The sequence below is a fragment of the Pantoea osteomyelitidis genome, assembly GCF_044342975.1.
GTDB lineage: Bacteria > Pseudomonadota > Gammaproteobacteria > Enterobacterales > Enterobacteriaceae > Pantoea > Pantoea osteomyelitidis.
This window is the reverse complement of record NZ_JBGFSN010000004.1, coordinates 41780-58363: the sequence shown is the minus strand read 5'-3', so window position 1 is coordinate 58363 and position 16584 is coordinate 41780. Positions and strand designations below refer to the sequence as shown.

The window sequence follows — 16584 nt, the reverse complement described above, 5'->3', positions numbered from 1 at the left end:
CTGTTTATCAGACGGTGAGCTTTACCGGCTCCTCAATAAAATCCTGCGCCGGTTTCAGATCCAGATTCAGCTCCGCCAGCTTCGCTTTCAGGCGCTCATGAAAGTTACGCAGCGTATCTTCCACTTTGTCATGATTCTCTTTGCCCTTGATGGCGGACGGCTTCCAGTTGCCCTCTTTATCGAACAGACCGAAATAGTATTCGTAGGTGAAGTGGTCGCTTTGCGCTTCCAGCTCCATCCACCAGCCCCAAAATTCACGACTTTCCGGCGCTGGTTTTACGTTGACGCAGACGGCCAGACAGTCAAAAAAGAAACGCGTTTCCTCACATTTTCCTTCACGGATGTAAGGCCCCAGCTCAGTGAAGCGCTTGATCAGGCGGCTACGAGGATGACCACTTGGTAACGTCATGCTAAATCTCCATAAGTTTGACCGTTAAGTTGTAGCAAACAGGGGAAAGTTCGCAACCTATCTTTTTAACCGCTTCAGTAACCAGTCGCAAATTTCATTTAACGCGTTGTCTAAACTTTTCATCACCGGCGAGGCGGGTATCGCCAGCGCCTTGCCGTCAGAGGAGGAGCTGGCGATCAGACGGGACTCCTCTTCCGGGCTGAAAAGATCGTTCGGCCAGTAACCGGAAAGCATCGGCGTGGGGGTGCGGCGACCGAGCAACCCCTGCACCTTCAGCGAATAGCGGTTCAGCTCGATGCGCAGGGCGCTGTCGCTGGCGGTGGCCATGCCGAGGCGGCTGGCCAGCACATCCATATACATATCCGGCACGCTGCGCTGCAACTGTTCATCGATCAGCAGGCCATGCACAATCGGCCCCAGACAAGCCACCGCACGCAGGCGCGACACTTCAAGGTAAGCGAGTCGCACCGCCACGTTAGCGCCGAAACGGTAACCCAGCGCCGCGACCCGGCGATGATCGATCCAGGGCACATTTTCCAGGCCGCGCAGCACCTGCTGATGCAGAAAACTGGAATCCTGGGTCAGCTTCCATTTACTACTAAAACCCACCGACGGCATATCCAGCGTCAGCATGGCGATGCCGCGCGGCGCAAGAAAGTCGTGGAACAGGCGATAATGGTCGGTTTGCAAGCCGTCGAGACCGCCGCAAAGCAACACGGTGGGATAAGGCGCTTCGACGCCCGCCGGCATATGCAGAAATCCTGTCACCGGGCTGCCGTCGGGGATGGGGAATGTTAATGCTTTCAGCTCGCCTGATAGTCGCTGCGTCGCCTCTTCATAAGCGCGATTCGCCAGGGTTTGCGCCTGCTCAGCCAGCTCGTCGCCTTTGATATGCGGATACGCCGCCAGGCTGAAGAGGTTTGCCGCGTGCAGCCAGTACTCGCCCGCTTGCTGATCCGCCTCCGCCTCCATGGCCTGCTGCTGCCAGTGCGCCGCCTGCTTCGACCATTCGAAGATCCAGTTGCCACCGCGATAGCCAACCACCGTATCAAGCAGCGCGTCATTGGTATGGGTTTCACGACTGATGGCGATTCGCGCCAGCACTTCGCTAATCTCCTGCGGCGACAGGCCGCGCCAGCTCCACATCAGTTTATTGATCATCCGATACCAGCCGCGCTGGCTTTCGCCGTCAAGCGCCGAGTGTACCGGCGGCGTGGCATAGTGGCGACGTCGAACCAGGGTGGAGGTTTCAGGATGCTTGAAGCGCGGTTTAAACAACTCTTCGCTGAGGTTTTTGCTCGGCATATTTGGGTTCTCCTGCGGCAGACCTGGCGATGGCTAAGTTTACTCTACAGCAGAAGAGTGCGCGAGACGCAGAAAGCACAACGCCCGGATAACCGGGCGTTGTTTGCGATACATCAATCAGCTTTTCACAATAGGCGGAATATAAACCACGCCCATATCCCACGGCTGTTCAATCCAGGTGTTTTGCGGAATGTCGACCACATAGTCGTCCACCAGCGAACGGCCAGCCGGTTTGGCAAAAATGGTAACGAAACGCGCTTTCGGGTACATGTCGCGGATCGCCTGCGCGGTGCCGCCGGTATCCACCAGATCGTCAATCACCACAAAACCTTCGCCATCGCCTTCGGCGCGCTTGAGCACTTTCATTTCGCGCTGATGATCGTGATCGTAGCTGGAGATGCAGACGGTATCGACATAGCGGATACCCAGTTCACGCGCCAGCAGCGATGCCGGAACCAGACCACCGCGACTCACCGCGATGATACCTTTCCACTGTTCCACAGGAAGCAGGCGCTGGGCCAGTTTACGGGCATGAATCTGCAGCATGTCCCAGGTTACGACGTATTTTTCGCTCATAAAAGGAATCCCGGCCAACTGAATTGGCTTAAAAATGTGCAATGGGAAAAGGTTGCGCGAGATTATAAGGATCTGTCGCGTTAAAAACCAGCATCAGTCGCACCGGTTGCAGGTTTTTAGCGCGTCCGGGTACGCACCCGGCGATAAACAGTGATATTCTCAGGCCCATCACGTCAGATTTCCTGACGGCGATCTTACACTGGAAACTAGCGTGCGGCCGGCCGGTCCGGTTCACTGACACAGGAGACTTGTCGTGTCTGAATTGTCTCAACTCTCTCCCCAACCGCTGTGGGATATCTTTGCCAACATCTGCGCCATTCCGCATCCTTCTTATCATGAAGAAGCGCTGGCGGAACATATTGTCGGCTGGGCCAAAGAAAAAGGCTTCTGGTGCGAGCGCGACCAGGCAGGCAACATTCTGATCCGCAAACCGGCGACGCCGGGCATGGAAAACCGTACGCCGGTAGCGCTGCAGGCGCACCTCGATATGGTGCCGCAGAAAAACAACGACACCGTACACGACTTCACCAAAGATCCGATTCAGCCTTATATCGACGGCGAATGGGTTAAGGCGCGCGGCACCACGCTGGGCGCGGACAATGGCATCGGCATGGCCTCCGCGCTGGCGGTGCTGGCCGACAGCAGCCTGACGCACGGTCCGCTGGAAGTGCTGCTGACCATGACTGAAGAGTCGGGCATGGACGGCGCTTTTGGTCTGCAACCCAACTGGCTGCAGGCTGAAATCCTGATCAACACCGATTCCGAAGAGGAAGGTGAGATCTACATGGGCTGCGCGGGCGGTATCGACTTTATCACCACGCTGCCGCTGACGCGCGAAGCGGTGCCGGCTGAATATGAAACCCTGCGTCTGACGCTGAAGGGTTTGAAAGGCGGCCACTCGGGGGCGGAAATTCACCTCGGCCTCGGCAACGCCAATAAGCTGCTGGCGCGTTTTCTCGCCGCCCATGCGCAGGATCTCGATCTGCGTCTGATCGAATTCAACGGCGGCACGCTGCGTAACGCCATTCCGCGTGAAGCGTTCGCTACCCTCGCCGTGGCGCGTAATAAAGAAGATGCGCTGAAATCTGCCGCAGCCCATTTCCTTGCCACGCTGCAAAACGAGCTGGGCCTGCGAGAGAAGCACATCGCGCTGGTTACCGAGCCGCTGGCGCATCAGGGCCAGGCGCTGACCGTTGACAGCCGCGACCGCTTTCTTAATCTGCTGAACAGCACCCCTAACGGCGTGATCCGCAACTCTGACGTGGCGAAAGGCGTGGTGGAAACCTCCCTGAACGTCGGCGTAGTGACAATGGATGAGCAGCAGGCGGAGATCATTTGTCTGATCCGTTCGCTGATCGATACCGGTAAAGATTACGTGGTGGAGATGCTGACCTCGCTGGGACAGCTGGCTGGCGCGAAGACCGAGCCGAAAGGCGGCTATCCGGGCTGGCAGCCGGACGCGGACTCGCCGATCATGGCGCTGACGCGTAAAACCTATATCGCGCTGTTTGATAAAACGCCGAACATTCAGATTATCCATGCGGGCCTGGAGTGCGGTCTGTTCAAGAAGCCCTATCCGAACATGGATATGGTCTCTATCGGACCCACTATCACCGGCCCTCACTCGCCGGATGAGCAGGTGCATATCGAAAGCGTGGGTCTTTACTGGAAGCTGCTTACCGCGCTGCTGAACGTGGTGCCGGAGAAGTAAGCTCAGCCGATGCCGGGCGTTTCAGCCTCGGCTGAGGTAAAAGGCGAATGCGAAAAGGGTTCATGTTTAACATGAACCCTTTTTTACTGATGCAGGCGTTGCATCTCTACTCTACTGACACGATGATCAACTACGTCGGCCTGAGCAAACCGCATCAGTGCTTAATCATCGCCAGCTCTTTTTCTGTCAGCCCGGTGGTTTTCATAACGGAAAGCGGATCGGCGCCTTCTCTGAGCATCGTCTGTACAATCCTCAGACAAGCAATCTTTTCACCTTCTTTGATGCCTTCCAGTTTCCCTTCCAGTTTTCCTTCTAGTTTCCCTTCCTGAAACAATTTCTGCGCGATAGTCATCAACTTCTCCTCCTCATGCGGCAAACGCTGCGCCAGCGTCTTCAGCAACGCTTTCGGCTGAGCGCTATCGCCGTTCTGCACCATCCAGTACATCAGTACCGTTAACTGCTGTTCAGTAGTGTATCCGGCCTGAATCAATGTGACCAGTTGGTCCAGCAATTCGGTCAGATCACGTCGGCGGATATGTTTGAGCAGCAGTTCCAGCACCGCCATTGCCCGATGCTGCATGATTTCATCGTCCGCCATCGCACTAACGTCGATCAGCGGAAAAGCATTACCGTAGAGCTGCCGCGCTACCTCAGGTTCGCTGAAAAGGTCCAGCCAGTTCATCGGCGAGGACCAGGGCGAGGCGCGTCCATGGCAAAACAACAGCGGGATCACCAACGGCAGATGCGAATGACCGGCATCGAGATGTCGCTGCATCGCGGCGATAGCGTAACGCATCAGCCGGAAGGCCATATGCTTGTCCGGGCTGCTTTGGTGCTCAATCAGCGTATAGACATAGCCGTCTCCCCGCGCAGTTTTCAGGGAATAAAGCACGTCGGCAAAATAAGGACGCAAATCTTCTTCCAGAAAAGAGCCTGACTCCAGCGTCAGCGTATCAAGGTTGCAGATTTTCAGCAGCGCTGGCGGAAGATGAAAAGTCAGGAAATCCCGTGCGGTTTCCGGATGGGCAAGAAACGTTTTAAACAGCCCGTCGTGGGGAACGGATGTGGTATGCATGGTCATCGTCTTCCCTGATGAATATGATTTCGGCACACCTTAACACATTAAAATCGCAAAAAAATTAGTCAATCCCATTACCTGTTGCGCTAAAACGGCGCAATTTCACCTGACGATCTCTGGCTACGCCCGTTTTTTTTCTGCCCGCCCCTCCAGCATAACCCACTGCCTTTCCTTTCCCGTTCAATGTATTTCACTGCCTTCTTTGCCGCCGCCAGCTTTAGACACCGTTATGTCTGGATGTCTGGATGGCTAATAAGATTCTGTGCTAGCTTATGCGCTTTCGTTCGTTGCCCGCCCTGAGGGTTCAGGAAAAAATGCGGCCACAACTTATTTTATATCGCGGAGACCTCGCCCTATGAGCGCGTTAAATCGCCTCGACATGCGCAACATCTCTATCGCCTTTGGCGGGTTTGCCGCATTAACTCAGGTGGATTTCACGGCTGAAGGCCACTCGGTACACGCCCTGACCGGCGCCAACGGCGCCGGGAAATCGACGCTGATGGCGGTGCTGTCGGGCGCGCACAGCGATTACAGCGGCGACATCCTGCTGGATGGCGAGCCGGTGGTTATCCGTACGCCGCGCGACGCCAAACGCCTCGGCATTCATCTGGTGCAGCAGGAGGTGGATGTGGCGCTGGTGCCGCAGCTGAGCGTGGCGGAAAACATTCTGTTGGATCGGCTGGCGGAGCCGGGCTGTGGCTACCGCTGGGGTGAAATTCGTCGCCAGGCGCGGGAACTGCTGGCGCAGCTGGATGTGCAGATCGACGTTAACCAACTGGCAGAGCGCTGCACACTGGCGGAAAAGCAGCAAATCCTGCTGGCACGCGCGCTTTCCCACCACTGCCGCTTTTTGATTCTTGATGAGCCCACCGCGCCGCTCGATCGGCACGAGAGCGAACGTCTGTTTAAGGTAGTGCGTCGCCTGCAGGCGAGCGGCATCGGCGTGGTGTTTATCTCGCACCGCATTCATGAGCTGAAAGCGATCTGCGATCGGCTCACGGTGCTGCGCGATGGTCGTCTGATTGAGAGCGGACCGATGGCGGCGCTGAGCGGCGAGCAGATCGTGGAGAAGATGCTGGGCCATGTACTCACCGACATCTATCCGCCGCGCCGCGAACGCCAGCCGCAGCCGCTGCTGCTGGCGGTGGAAGGATTACATGACGATCGGCTGCTGCAGGATATCTCGCTGCGCCTGCATAAAGGGGAGATTCTCGGCATCGCCGGGCTGGCCGGAGCCGGTAAAACCGAGCTGTGCAAGGCGCTGTTTGGCGCAAGCCGTAGTCGCGTCACGCGCGGCGAGCTGCACGGGAAAGCCTGGCGTCCCCGTTCGCCGCATGACTCTGTGAGTCAGCGCATGGCGCTGGTGCCGGAAGAGCGGCGCAAGGAAGGTATTTTTATCGATGAGTCGGTGGCGATGAACCTGAGCGTCAGCGCCGATGACAGCTTTTCGCGCTGGAGCCTGTTTGGTCATCGTCAGGCGTGGCGCTGGGCCGAACAGGTGATTCAAAAGCTGAACGTGCGCACCACCGGCCCGGCACAAATGCTGCGTCGCCTTTCGGGCGGCAACCAGCAGAAAGTGGCGATCGGTAAGTGGCTGCGCAACAACGCCGACGTGCTGATTTTTGACGAACCGACCAAAGGAGTCGATATCAAGGCGAAAACTGACCTGTTCAGCCTGATCGACAGCCTGGCGCGCGACGGCAAAGGCATCATCTATGCCTCGGGGGAATTCTCCGAGCTGGTAGGCCTGTGCGATCGCATCTGTGTGCTCTGGGACGGGCGCATCGTAGCAGAAATGGAGGCGAAAGAAGCCACAGAAGAGACGCTTCTGCTTTATTCCACCGGAGGAACCCCTGCGTGAGCAGCAAAGAATTACCCCTGAATCCGCAGCCTGCGCTGCGCCACCAGCTGTTCGATTTCCTCTATAAATGGGGCATGCTGCTGACGGTGGTGATCCTGATCGCCGCGTTTGGCCTGGCGTCGGACAGCTTTCTCGATCCCAACAACATCATCAATATTCTGCGTTCTATCGCCATCGTCACGGTGATTGCCATCGGCGTCTCAATTTCGCTTACCGTGGGCGGCTTCGATCTTTCGGTCGGCTCCACCGCCTCGCTGGCGAACGCGCTGGTGATTTCGCTGTTCGTCTGGTACGGCTTCGGCACTACCGAGGCGATTGTGATTACCCTGCTGCTCTGTACGCTGGTGGGTCTGTTCAACGCCTTTCTGATTGTGATCCTGCGCATCCCGGACATGCTGGCGACCCTCGCCACGCTGTTTGTGATTCAGGGCGTGGCGATGACGTACAGCTTCGGCGGATCGATTACTGAAAATATGGTGATGCCGAGCGGTGATATGGCGGAAGGTGCCATTCCGGCTGGCTTTGCCCTGCTCGGCCAGGTGCCGACCATCGTGATTATCATGCTGGTGGTGACGGTACTGGCGCAGCTCGGTCTCTCGCTGACCAAACAGGGTCGTCGCATGTATGCGCTGGGCGGCAACCCGGAGGCGGCGCGTCTTTCCGGCATTCGCACCACGCGCTATCGTGTGCTGGCCTATGTGATCGCCTCACTGCTGGCCGGGTTGGGCGGGATTCTGCTTGCGTCGCGCATCGGCTCCTCACAGGTGAATGCCGGCAGCGGCTACCTGATGGATGCGGTGGCGGCCGCCTGGATCGGTTTCTCGCTGGCCGGTTCCGGCAAGCCCAACGCCCTCGGCACGCTGGTGGGCGCGGTGATCCTCGGCGTGCTGCAAAACGGGCTGGTGATGCTCTCGGTGCCTTACTACGCCATGGACATTATTAAAGGCCTGGTGCTGGCATTAGCACTGGCAATGACCTACATCCAGCGCCGCTGAGGCGCTGACACTTTTCGGGATGAGATAAATAATGAAAAAAATTACGCTTTCTCTGCTGGCCCTCAGCCTGCTGAACGCCAGCGTCGCCTTCGCCGACACGGTGACGCCGGTGCCTGCCGCCATCGCCAACCACAGCGGGCCGGTGCGCATTGCGGTGATCCGCAATCTGGGATCGGATGACAACACCACGCAGTTTGTCGCCGGGGCCATTCAACAGGGCCGTCAGCTCGGCTTTAAGGTCAGCACCTTTCTCAGCAATGGCGACGACGCGCGCTTCCAGGATTTCGTTAACCAGGCGATCAGCCAGAAATATGACGGCATCATTCTTTCGCACGGCAAAGCGCCCTACGCTACCGCGCTGGTGAAACGCATTGCCGATGCCGGTATCAAGCTGTCGGTGTTTGATACGCCGGTCGACACGCCGGTGAGCGGCGTGACCGTAACTGCCCAGGATGACGCCTCGCTGGCGCAGCTCTCGCTGAATCAGCTGCTGAAAGATTTCAACGGCAAAGCGAACATCGTGAAGCTGTGGGTGGCCGGATTCCCGCCGATGGAGCGTCGTCAGGTGGTCTATGAAAGCGTGCTGAAAGCGAATCCGGGCATTCATCAGCTGGAGTCGATTGGTGCAGTTTCATCTGATGTGCAGGGCGACACGGCGAACAAGATCGGCGCGATTCTGGCGAAATATCCGAAAGGAAAAATCGATGCGATCTGGGGCGCCTGGGACGCCTTCAGCCAGGGCGCGTATAAAGCGTTGCAGGAGAACGGTCGTACCGAGATCAAACTCTACAGCATCGACGTCTCTAACCAGGATTTGCAGTTGATGCGCGAGAACGGCAGCCCGTGGGTACAGACGGTTGCGGTGGATCCCAAAACCATCGGCGCGGTGAATATGCGCCTGGTAGCCAACAAAATCGCGGGCGAAGCGACGCCGGCCACTTATCAGTTCGCCGCTGCCGCTATCTCTCAGCAGCAGTTGAACAGTCAGCAGGGCGCGATCAACGTCGCCTCGCTGAACAAAATCGTGCCCGGCTGGGGCGAGAACAAAGATTTTGTCGCGCCCTGGTTTGCGACCCTGGAAGCGAAGTACGGCAAGAAGTAAGCGCCTCTCCTCTTCCGCCCACGGGAGAGGAGCATCACAACCCCAGCAGCAGCTGTCGCTCCAGCTGGGGATCCACCATCGTCACATGCAGACCCACCAGCCTTACGCCACGGCCAGCGCGCCGCTCATCCCAGGTTTTCTTCGCGACCGCGATCATGTCCTGTTTATTCAGCACCGGCCAGAGATGCTCCTGAGTGGTGAGCTGGAAATCGTTGAACTTCAGCTTTACTCCCTGGCGGGCGATCTGTTTGTCCGGACGAATCTGACTTAGCCGCCGCTCCAGCTCAGCGTAGAGAAAGTCGATAATCTCCAGGCACTGCTCCCAGCTGTGAATATCTTCCGCCAGCGTGCGCTCCACGCCGAGCGACTTGCGTTCGCGCTCCACTATCACGCCGCGCTCGTCAATGCCGTTGCTGCGCTCCCACAGCACGCGGCCAAATTTTCCGAAGCGTTTAAGCAGCTTTGCCAGATCGGTTTTCTGCACGTCGCCGCAGGTGTAAAGGCCCATTTCCTCCAGCTTCTTTGCCGATACCTTGCCCACCCCCGGAATTTTCGCCAGCGGCAGCGACACGATAAAGTCGGGCAACGCCTGCGGCGTGATCACATATTGCCCGTTGGGCTTGTTCATATCGGAGGCGATTTTGGCGACGAACTTGATCGGCGCAATGCCCGCCGACGCGGTCAGCCCGGTTTCCCGCAGGATATCCGCGCGGATCGCCTGCGCCATCAGCGTTGCCGAACCCTGACAGTGCTCGCTGTCGGTCACGTCCAGATAGGCTTCATCAAGGGAAAGCGGTTCGATTAACGGGGTGTAGCGGGTAAAAATCTCACGAATCTGCCGCGAGGCGTCTTTATAGGCGTCGAAGCGGCCCGGCAGCAGCCGCAGATGCGGGCAGAGCTTTAACGCCATGGCGGTCGGCATAGCGCTGCGCACGCCAAATTCACGCGCCGGATAGTTGGCGGTACTGATAACGCCGCGCCGTTCGCGGCTGCCGCCAATAGCAATGGGAATATCGCGTAATGAGGGATCGTCGCGCATCTCCACCGCGGCGTAGAAGCAGTCCATATCGACGTGAATGATTTTGCGCATACCCTTCCTCCGGCACTGGACAAGTATACAGTCCGGTCGACGAACTGCAATCGTTGCGGCACAGGGGAGGAAAGTTTACAAAATTCCGGTCGTATTCTCTTCAGGAAAGCGCCATTTTATCCGGCGGCGTCTTGATAAAAAAACAGACAATGTTACTGTTGCGCAGCGGTAGCGGATATTTCCGATAATGCAAGCAGAGACGCCGTCAGCGCGTCATTGTTCTCTCTCAATCCAAGGTACACACAGAATGGGCAGAATCGCACTTTTGTTTGCGATGATTCTTATGCCAGCCATCAGCATGGCTATTACCCCTGAGCCAGTCGAACCCCTGGCGCCGGTCAGTAAAGAGTTAAAGAAACAACTCCTGGGCACCCCCGTGTTTCTCCAGATCTTCAAAGAAGAGCGCACCCTGGAGCTTTACGGCAAAATCGGTAATGAATATCGTTTACTGGACAGCTATCGCATCTGTAATTTTTCCGGTGGTCTTGGCCCGAAACGCCGTGAAGGCGATTTCAAAAGCCCGGAAGGATTTTACAGCGTCAGGCTAAACCAGCTGAAGCCCGACAGCCGCTTTTATCGCGCCATCAATATTGGTTTTCCTAACCAGTACGATCGCGAACAGGGCTACAGCGGCAATTATCTGATGATCCACGGCAACTGTGTCTCTATTGGCTGCTACGCCATGACCAACGCCTATATGGATGAGATCTTCAGCTATGTGAACGCCGCGCTGCGCAACGGCCAGCCGCAGGTGGATATCGCTATCTATCCGTTCCGCATGACCGACAGCAATTTGCAGCGTCACCGTTACTCTGCCTACGCCAGCTTCTGGCGCGAGCTGCAGCCCGGCTATGCTTATTTCCTTAAGTATCATCAGCCGCCTGGCGTCAGCGTCAACGCCGGGAAGTATGTCATGAACAGCAGCCCGGTGGTGACCAACCCCGAAGCCGCCTCAAAATCATTCCTGGCGCTCACCAAGGCAGAATAACGCCCACTCGCCTGGCGCAATCTTGTGCCAGGTTTCATTGCCCGTCAGCGGCTGCGTCGCAATCACCGTCACCACATCCTGCGGCGTGGTCTGCTGCTGAAAATCGATCTCCACATCCTGATCCAGCAGCGTGGCTTTGCCAAAAGGCGCGCGGCGCGTGATCCAGAACAGATTGGTGGAGCAGAACGCCATCAGATAGCGCCCGTCCGACAGCAGCATGTTAAATACACCCTTCTGCCGCAGCGCCGTCGCCAGCTCGGCGATATAGCGAAACACCGCAGGCCAGTTGCCCGGCGTACGGGGATAGCGCGTGGCGAGCTGATGCAGGATCCAGCAGAACGCTTTTTCACTGTCGGTTTCCCCTACCGGTCGGAAATGGCCTGTCTCCAGCCTTTGATAACCGCTAAGCTGCCCGTTATGCGCGTAGGTCCAGTTGCGGCCCCAAAGCTCACGGGTAAAGGGGTGGGTATTTTCCAGCGATACCTTACCGCGATTCGCCTGACGAATATGCGCCACCACCGAATGAGATTTGATGGGATACTCCTGAACCAGGCGGGCAATGGGCGAGCTATAGCTCGGCAGCGGATCTTTAAAAGTGCGGCACCCCTTATCTTCGTAAAAGGTAATGCCCCAGCCATCTTTGTGCGGCCCGGTTCCCCCGCCGCGCTGCACCAGACCGGTAAAGCTGAAACAGATATCTGTAGGGACATTGGCGCTCATCCCGAGCAATTCGCACATAGCTACCGCCTTAGTTGAGATATCTCCCGCGCGCTGCGGGAGAAACAGCCCGTTACTTAACCATCTCTTTCTCAATCAGCAGCATCAGAATGTGGATCACTTTGATATGCACTTCCTGAATGCGGTCTGCGTAGCCGAAATGCGGCACACGGATTTCAATGTCTGCCGTGCCCGCCATTTTGCCGCCATCTTTGCCGGTCAGGGCGATCACTTTCATGCCCTGCGCGCGCGCCGCCTCGATTGCTTTGATGATATTGGCGGAGTTGCCGGAAGTGGAAAGGCCCAGCAGCACATCGCCCGGACGGCCAACCGCTTCGACATAGCGTGAAAACACATAGTCGTAGCCGAAATCGTTACTTACGCAGGAGAGATGGCTGACGTCTGAGATGGCTATCGCCGGATAGCCGGGACGGTTTTCGCGGTAGCGACCGGTCAGCTCCTCGGCAAAATGCATCGCGTCGCAATGCGAGCCGCCGTTGCCGCAGGAGAGCACCTTGCCGCCCGCCTTGAAGCTATCTGCCAGCAGCACGGCGGCACGCTGGATGGCGTGGATGTTCGCCTCATCGCTCAGGAATTTATTAAGCGTATCCGCTGCTTCGTTGAGTTCTGAACGAATAATATCCTGGTACATAGGGGTGTCCTTTAGAGGAAAGATTGACCTTGCCAAGTTTAACGGAATGCCCGTTCAGCGAAAAGCGTCCTGCAGGATATCCCGGAGTGAGTTGAGCAAAAGGGATACGGCGCGACGGCCAGAAGGTATGAAGAGATAAACGGCGGTTGATCCCACTTAATAAAGAAGCCGGACACCAAAAACTGCGCCGGCACCATGAAAAGGCGTTATTTCAACGCGTGCTGCCAGAGCGTAAAAAGATTAACCCAGCTGTCGGAGGGAATGTTATCTTTTTTATTTACTGAAAAACCGTGCCCGCCCGCCTGAAACAGATGCAGCTCAGCTTTCACTTTATTTTTATTAAGAGATTCAAAATAGCGTATTGAATTTTGTGGCGAGGCGACGCGATCGTCCAGCGCATGCACGATAAAAGTCGGAGGCGTCTCTTGTGTGATTAAATATTCCTGAGAATAACGCTGGATAAGCGCCTGATCGTTTGAACTTCCTAACAGAGCTGTTTTGGTACCGGAATGGGTATAATTTTTCTCAAGAGAAACAACCGGATAAATCAAGGCGGAGAAATCTGGCCTTGCGCTGATTTTATCCACCGCATCAGATGCCTCGCCGTAGCTGTCGGCAAATCTGTTGCTCAGGTTTGCCGCTAAATAGCCGCCAGCGGAGAAGCCCATTACGCCGATACTGTTACTGTTCAGTGAAAACTCTTTCGCGCGTGACCGGATGAGCCTCAACGCTCTTTGCACGTCGGAAAAGCTTTCATCTCTGAGCGTCGCATCGCCTTTGCGCGGCATTCTGTAGGCCAGGATAAAAGAAGAATAACCTTTTTTACTCAGCGCCTGCGCCACATTAATGCCTTCGTAATCCAGCATAATATAACTGAATCCGCCGCCCGGAATAATTAAAACTGCGGTATGATTGCTTTTTCCTGTTGGCGGCACATAAACCATTGCCGGTGAATAAACCTTATTAACCGCTCTGTTCAGCACGCCGGGCTGCTTGCTGAAATTCATATAGTCATAGCGCTTCCCGTCTGAATCCGCTCTTAATGGTATTTCCTGATACGGCGTAGCCGATACGAAAAATGCCGGAAAAAATAAGAAAAAACCGATAAGAAAAACAAATACAGGGCTATTCAGCAAGGAACGCTTAATTGTTTTTCCAGTTAATAATCGCTCACGTCGCACATTAAAAAAATACATATCCCACCTGACATCGCAATTGAGAATAATGTTTAAAAATCCATTTTCAGGAGAAAAGAACAGTAACAACCTCAGCCTGAAAAAACAATATAAACCACAGAGACAAAACCCCGTATGATAATCATAGTCGGGATTCAGACAACCCATGAAAAACTAGATTTTTCTCATATTTACCGGACCGAAACATCATGGTATAAGTATCCCTTTCGAATCCAACAACGAATAAAAAATGGCAATATACTGGTATATCAGCATTTTTATATCTGCTCTGGCGCTTGTTGAGATCATTATCTCAGACCAGGAGAGAACCAAAGAGATTAGACTATACCTGTTCTGGGTAGCGGTCGTTATCCTCTTTACCTTTGGCGGCATTCGCGGGTTAGGCACAGGATTAGATGATTCTCAGTACCGGGATTTTTATAATCTCTTTATGGCGAAAATTCCCATCGAAGGTTTCGTAAAAACCCTGGAAGATTTCCGTTATGAACCGATGATTTATATCATCGCTGGTGCCGTAAGGATTTTTACCAAAAACGCCGATATCTTCATGTATGTTTTTTGCATGATTGCCGTCAGCGTGAACGCCTGGTATTTCAAAAAACTTTCGCCATTACCATTAGTTTCTCTTGCTCTTTATTCCGCCCACCTGTTTATCAACAAAGATATGAACCAGATCAGGTTCGGGTTAAGCTCCGCCTTTTTCCTGGGTTTTCTTTATCACTTAACGCACAAGAACAGAGCGGGTATGATCAGGTTGTTCATACTCTCATTTATCAGCCACGCTACAGCAATTGTCGCCATACTGATACCGCTGGCATTGATTGTTAAGAAGAACAAATATATTCCCGCCATCATCGTTTTGGCGAGTATCCCCATGGCGTTTATCGGCAGTCACGCTCTCATCGCGCTGCTTTCCAGCCACATTGGCGCGCTGGGCGAAAGGGCGATGGGCTATGCCAACCAGGATTCAACGCAGGAACAGGGTATTTTTACGCTTTCTAACCTGAAAAATATCATGTTTGTATTTATATTCAGCGCCCTGTTATTAAATGACAAAATCAGGAACATCTCTCCCGAGAAGTTTAATTTCTTCTATATTATGGTCCTGGCCTTTGCTATTGGCAGCGGCTTGCGTTTAGCCCTGCAGGATTATGCTTCCGGCGGACGACTTGCCAATTATTTGTTGCAGATCGAACCTGTGCTTATCGCGGCCTGCATATATCAGACAAGAAAAGTACTGAAGTTAGCTGCCGTCGGAGTCACTATGCTAATGGTTGTTTACTATTTGTATTACAACACCATATCCAGCAAACAGTCGATTACCGGTTATACCGTTTCGCAATCTTTCCAGCTTTTCAAATAAACAAACAGGGCCGCATATCAGGCGGCCCTGCTTCTGTAATTAATGGATCTGAAAATATTACCAGGTAATATTTACTCCCCATACATTAGCTGAGAATAATCCTAATATAGCGCTAAAAGTCGTTGATAACGCTGAAAGGTCGATTTTATCAGTTATTTCCTGGTAACTAAGCGTTGCTTTAGTTAAATTCCCTGGTGTAGATTACCCTGAAATTCACTCAATTGCTGCGTCCGGCTTTACCAGGGCGCGCATTGCTTTTAAAAGACAAAGCTGGCTATGAAAGAAAAAAACAACTTTGACATCGTGAGATTAATACTGGCATTTACAGTATTACTCGTTCACTCGGCTGAAGTATCCCGAAGTGCTGATATCAAATTTCTGGCGCACTTTCTTAACAGTGACTTCGCGGTAAAAGGCTTCTTCGCTATTAGTGGTTTCCTGATAGCGAAAAGCTACATGCGCAGCAAATCGCTTTCTGATTATGCCCTGAAGAGAGCCAAGCGTATTCTGCCGGCTTATATTTTCACGATTATCATGTGCCTGTGCATCGGTATATGCGTCACTTCACTCCCCGTATCGCATTTTCTCATGGATAGCCAGACGCTGAAGTACATGGCGGCTAACTTTAGCTTCATGAACTTCATTCAGCCTTCATTGCCTGGGGTGTTTACCAGCAATCCCAACCAGCCAATGGACGGTTCTTTGTGGACGATAAAAGCTGAAATCACGCTTTATGCCCTGCTGCCTTTTGCGCTGTTTTTTATGAAAAGAAAACCGCTGACCAGCTATTTATTCATTTATCTGATCTCTTGCCTGTGGTTCTGGTTTTTTGTCCACGTCTATACTGGTGCCAGAGCCGATACCCTGGCAAAACAGTTTGTTGGTCTGTCGGGATATTTCTTTTTCGGCACGCTGCTAGCCGTTCATCAGGCAAGCTTCGATAAGTTAAAAGAGATCGCTATCGTCTCCCTGCCTGCCTGGTTTTTAACAAAAGATACCCAGCTGAGTATCTTTATCGAGCCGATTGCTTTCTCTTCAGTGGTATTGCTTTTCTGCACCAGCATGTTTAAAGAGGTGCCGATCGGGAAATATGGCGATTTCTCCTATGGTCTTTATTTATATCACTGGCCGATTATCCAGCTGCTGATCCATTTTGGTGTTTATGAGGCCAACCCGCTGCTCGGCGTTGCGCTCACCATTATGATTACCTTGTTGCTGGCGGTAATATCCTGGAACCTGCTGGAGAGCCGATTCCTGAAAAGAAAAAGCCAACCCAGCATTACAATCAAACCCACTATCGTCTGAGTTTATTCTGAAAGCTGCCTTAACCGGCAGCTTTTCATTTAAACAACAAAACCCGTTGTGCTGTTGTTTTTGCTTAACCCGCCTTTTCTGCCGCAGTGCAAAATAACAACGCGTTGCCGTCAGATAAAAATGAGATGACCGCTGTTCATCTCTCTCCGTTCAGGATCGCGCAGTGATTTTGTGAGTCAGGTTGTAATTACCATGTAAACAGATTGCTAACTCATACGTTCTGCTCT

Annotated in this window: 15 protein-coding genes; 7 read left to right on the top strand and 8 right to left on the bottom strand. The window is 54.0% G+C overall.

The annotated features are described in order from the left end of the window. Positions 1 to 7: 7 nt before the first annotated feature. The 3 genes from crl to gpt form a co-directional block, all read right to left on the bottom strand. Complete coding sequence (gene crl / locus ABU178_RS05140) at positions 8 to 409, bottom strand: sigma factor-binding protein Crl (RefSeq protein ID WP_397212646.1); 402 nt, start codon at positions 407 to 409, stop codon at positions 8 to 10. Between the two features lie 57 nt (positions 410 to 466). Further along, complete coding sequence (frsA, locus tag ABU178_RS05135) at positions 467 to 1714, bottom strand: esterase FrsA (protein ID WP_397212644.1); 1248 nt, start codon at positions 1712 to 1714, stop codon at positions 467 to 469. Between the two features lie 117 nt (positions 1715 to 1831). Beyond that, positions 1832 to 2290 carry a xanthine phosphoribosyltransferase gene (gene gpt / locus ABU178_RS05130; protein WP_397212642.1) on the bottom strand — a complete coding sequence of 153 codons (459 nt, stop codon included), beginning with the start codon at positions 2288 to 2290 and terminating at the stop codon, positions 1832 to 1834. A 253-nt stretch (positions 2291 to 2543) separates the two neighbouring features. Between gpt and pepD the strand changes: the two genes are divergently transcribed. Continuing rightward, complete coding sequence (gene pepD / locus ABU178_RS05125) at positions 2544 to 4001, top strand: beta-Ala-His dipeptidase (protein ID WP_397212640.1); 1458 nt, start codon at positions 2544 to 2546, stop codon at positions 3999 to 4001. Between the two features lie 154 nt (positions 4002 to 4155). Here the strand turns inward: pepD and ABU178_RS05120 are convergent, their stop codons facing one another. Then, positions 4156 to 5082: an Rpn family recombination-promoting nuclease/putative transposase gene (locus ABU178_RS05120; protein WP_397212638.1), complete on the bottom strand. Its 927-nt coding sequence runs from the start codon at positions 5080 to 5082 to the stop codon at positions 4156 to 4158. Between the two features lie 352 nt (positions 5083 to 5434). On the opposite strand from ABU178_RS05120, the gene ABU178_RS05115 reads away from it, so the two are divergent. Genes ABU178_RS05115 through ABU178_RS05105 form a run of 3 tightly spaced genes read left to right on the top strand, consistent with a single transcriptional unit; the run spans position 5435 to position 9037 of the window. Further along, positions 5435 to 6940 (top strand): sugar ABC transporter ATP-binding protein, encoded by a 1506-nt coding sequence (locus ABU178_RS05115; RefSeq protein ID WP_397212636.1) that lies wholly within the window; start codon positions 5435 to 5437, stop codon positions 6938 to 6940. Further along, complete coding sequence (locus ABU178_RS05110; RefSeq protein WP_397212634.1) at positions 6937 to 7935, top strand: ABC transporter permease; 999 nt, start codon at positions 6937 to 6939, stop codon at positions 7933 to 7935. The genes ABU178_RS05115 and ABU178_RS05110 overlap by 4 nt, the downstream gene beginning before the upstream one ends. 31 nt (positions 7936 to 7966) lie before the next feature. Further along, on the top strand, positions 7967 to 9037 hold the full coding sequence (locus ABU178_RS05105) for a sugar ABC transporter substrate-binding protein (RefSeq protein ID WP_397212632.1): 1071 nt from the start codon (positions 7967 to 7969) through the stop codon (positions 9035 to 9037). A 34-nt stretch (positions 9038 to 9071) separates the two neighbouring features. Here ABU178_RS05105 and dinB read toward each other — a convergent pair whose 3' ends face one another. Next, positions 9072 to 10127, bottom strand: coding sequence for a DNA polymerase IV (gene dinB / locus ABU178_RS05100; protein WP_397212630.1), 1056 nt, complete (start codon positions 10125 to 10127; stop codon positions 9072 to 9074). A gap of 247 nt (positions 10128 to 10374) precedes the next feature. On the opposite strand from dinB, the gene dpaA reads away from it, so the two are divergent. Beyond that, on the top strand, positions 10375 to 11115 hold the full coding sequence (gene dpaA / locus ABU178_RS05095; protein WP_397212628.1) for a peptidoglycan meso-diaminopimelic acid protein amidase: 741 nt from the start codon (positions 10375 to 10377) through the stop codon (positions 11113 to 11115). Here dpaA and ABU178_RS05090 read toward each other — a convergent pair. From ABU178_RS05090 to ABU178_RS05080, 3 genes are all read right to left on the bottom strand, one after another. Further along, positions 11086 to 11853, bottom strand: a complete 768-nt coding sequence (locus ABU178_RS05090) for a class II glutamine amidotransferase (protein ID WP_397212626.1) — start codon at positions 11851 to 11853, stop codon at positions 11086 to 11088. The genes dpaA and ABU178_RS05090 overlap by 30 nt on opposite strands. A 52-nt stretch (positions 11854 to 11905) precedes the next feature. After that, a complete protein-coding gene (gene lpcA, locus ABU178_RS05085; RefSeq protein ID WP_397212624.1) occupies positions 11906 to 12484 on the bottom strand; it encodes a D-sedoheptulose 7-phosphate isomerase in 579 nt (192 codons plus the stop codon). 206 nt (positions 12485 to 12690) lie between these two features. After that, on the bottom strand, positions 12691 to 13680 hold the full coding sequence (locus tag ABU178_RS05080; protein WP_397212622.1) for an alpha/beta hydrolase: 990 nt from the start codon (positions 13678 to 13680) through the stop codon (positions 12691 to 12693). Positions 13681 to 13909: 229 nt separating this feature from the next. Here ABU178_RS05080 and ABU178_RS05075 point away from each other — a divergent pair, with 229 nt between their 5' ends. Continuing rightward, the gene (locus ABU178_RS05075) at positions 13910 to 15043 is read left to right on the top strand and encodes an EpsG family protein (RefSeq protein WP_397212620.1); all 1134 of its coding nucleotides are present in this window, start codon (positions 13910 to 13912) and stop codon (positions 15041 to 15043) included. Positions 15044 to 15319: 276 nt separating this feature from the next. Further along, the gene (locus tag ABU178_RS05070; RefSeq protein WP_397212618.1) at positions 15320 to 16348 is read left to right on the top strand and encodes an acyltransferase family protein; all 1029 of its coding nucleotides are present in this window, start codon (positions 15320 to 15322) and stop codon (positions 16346 to 16348) included. The last annotated feature ends 236 nt before the right edge of the window (positions 16349 to 16584 follow it).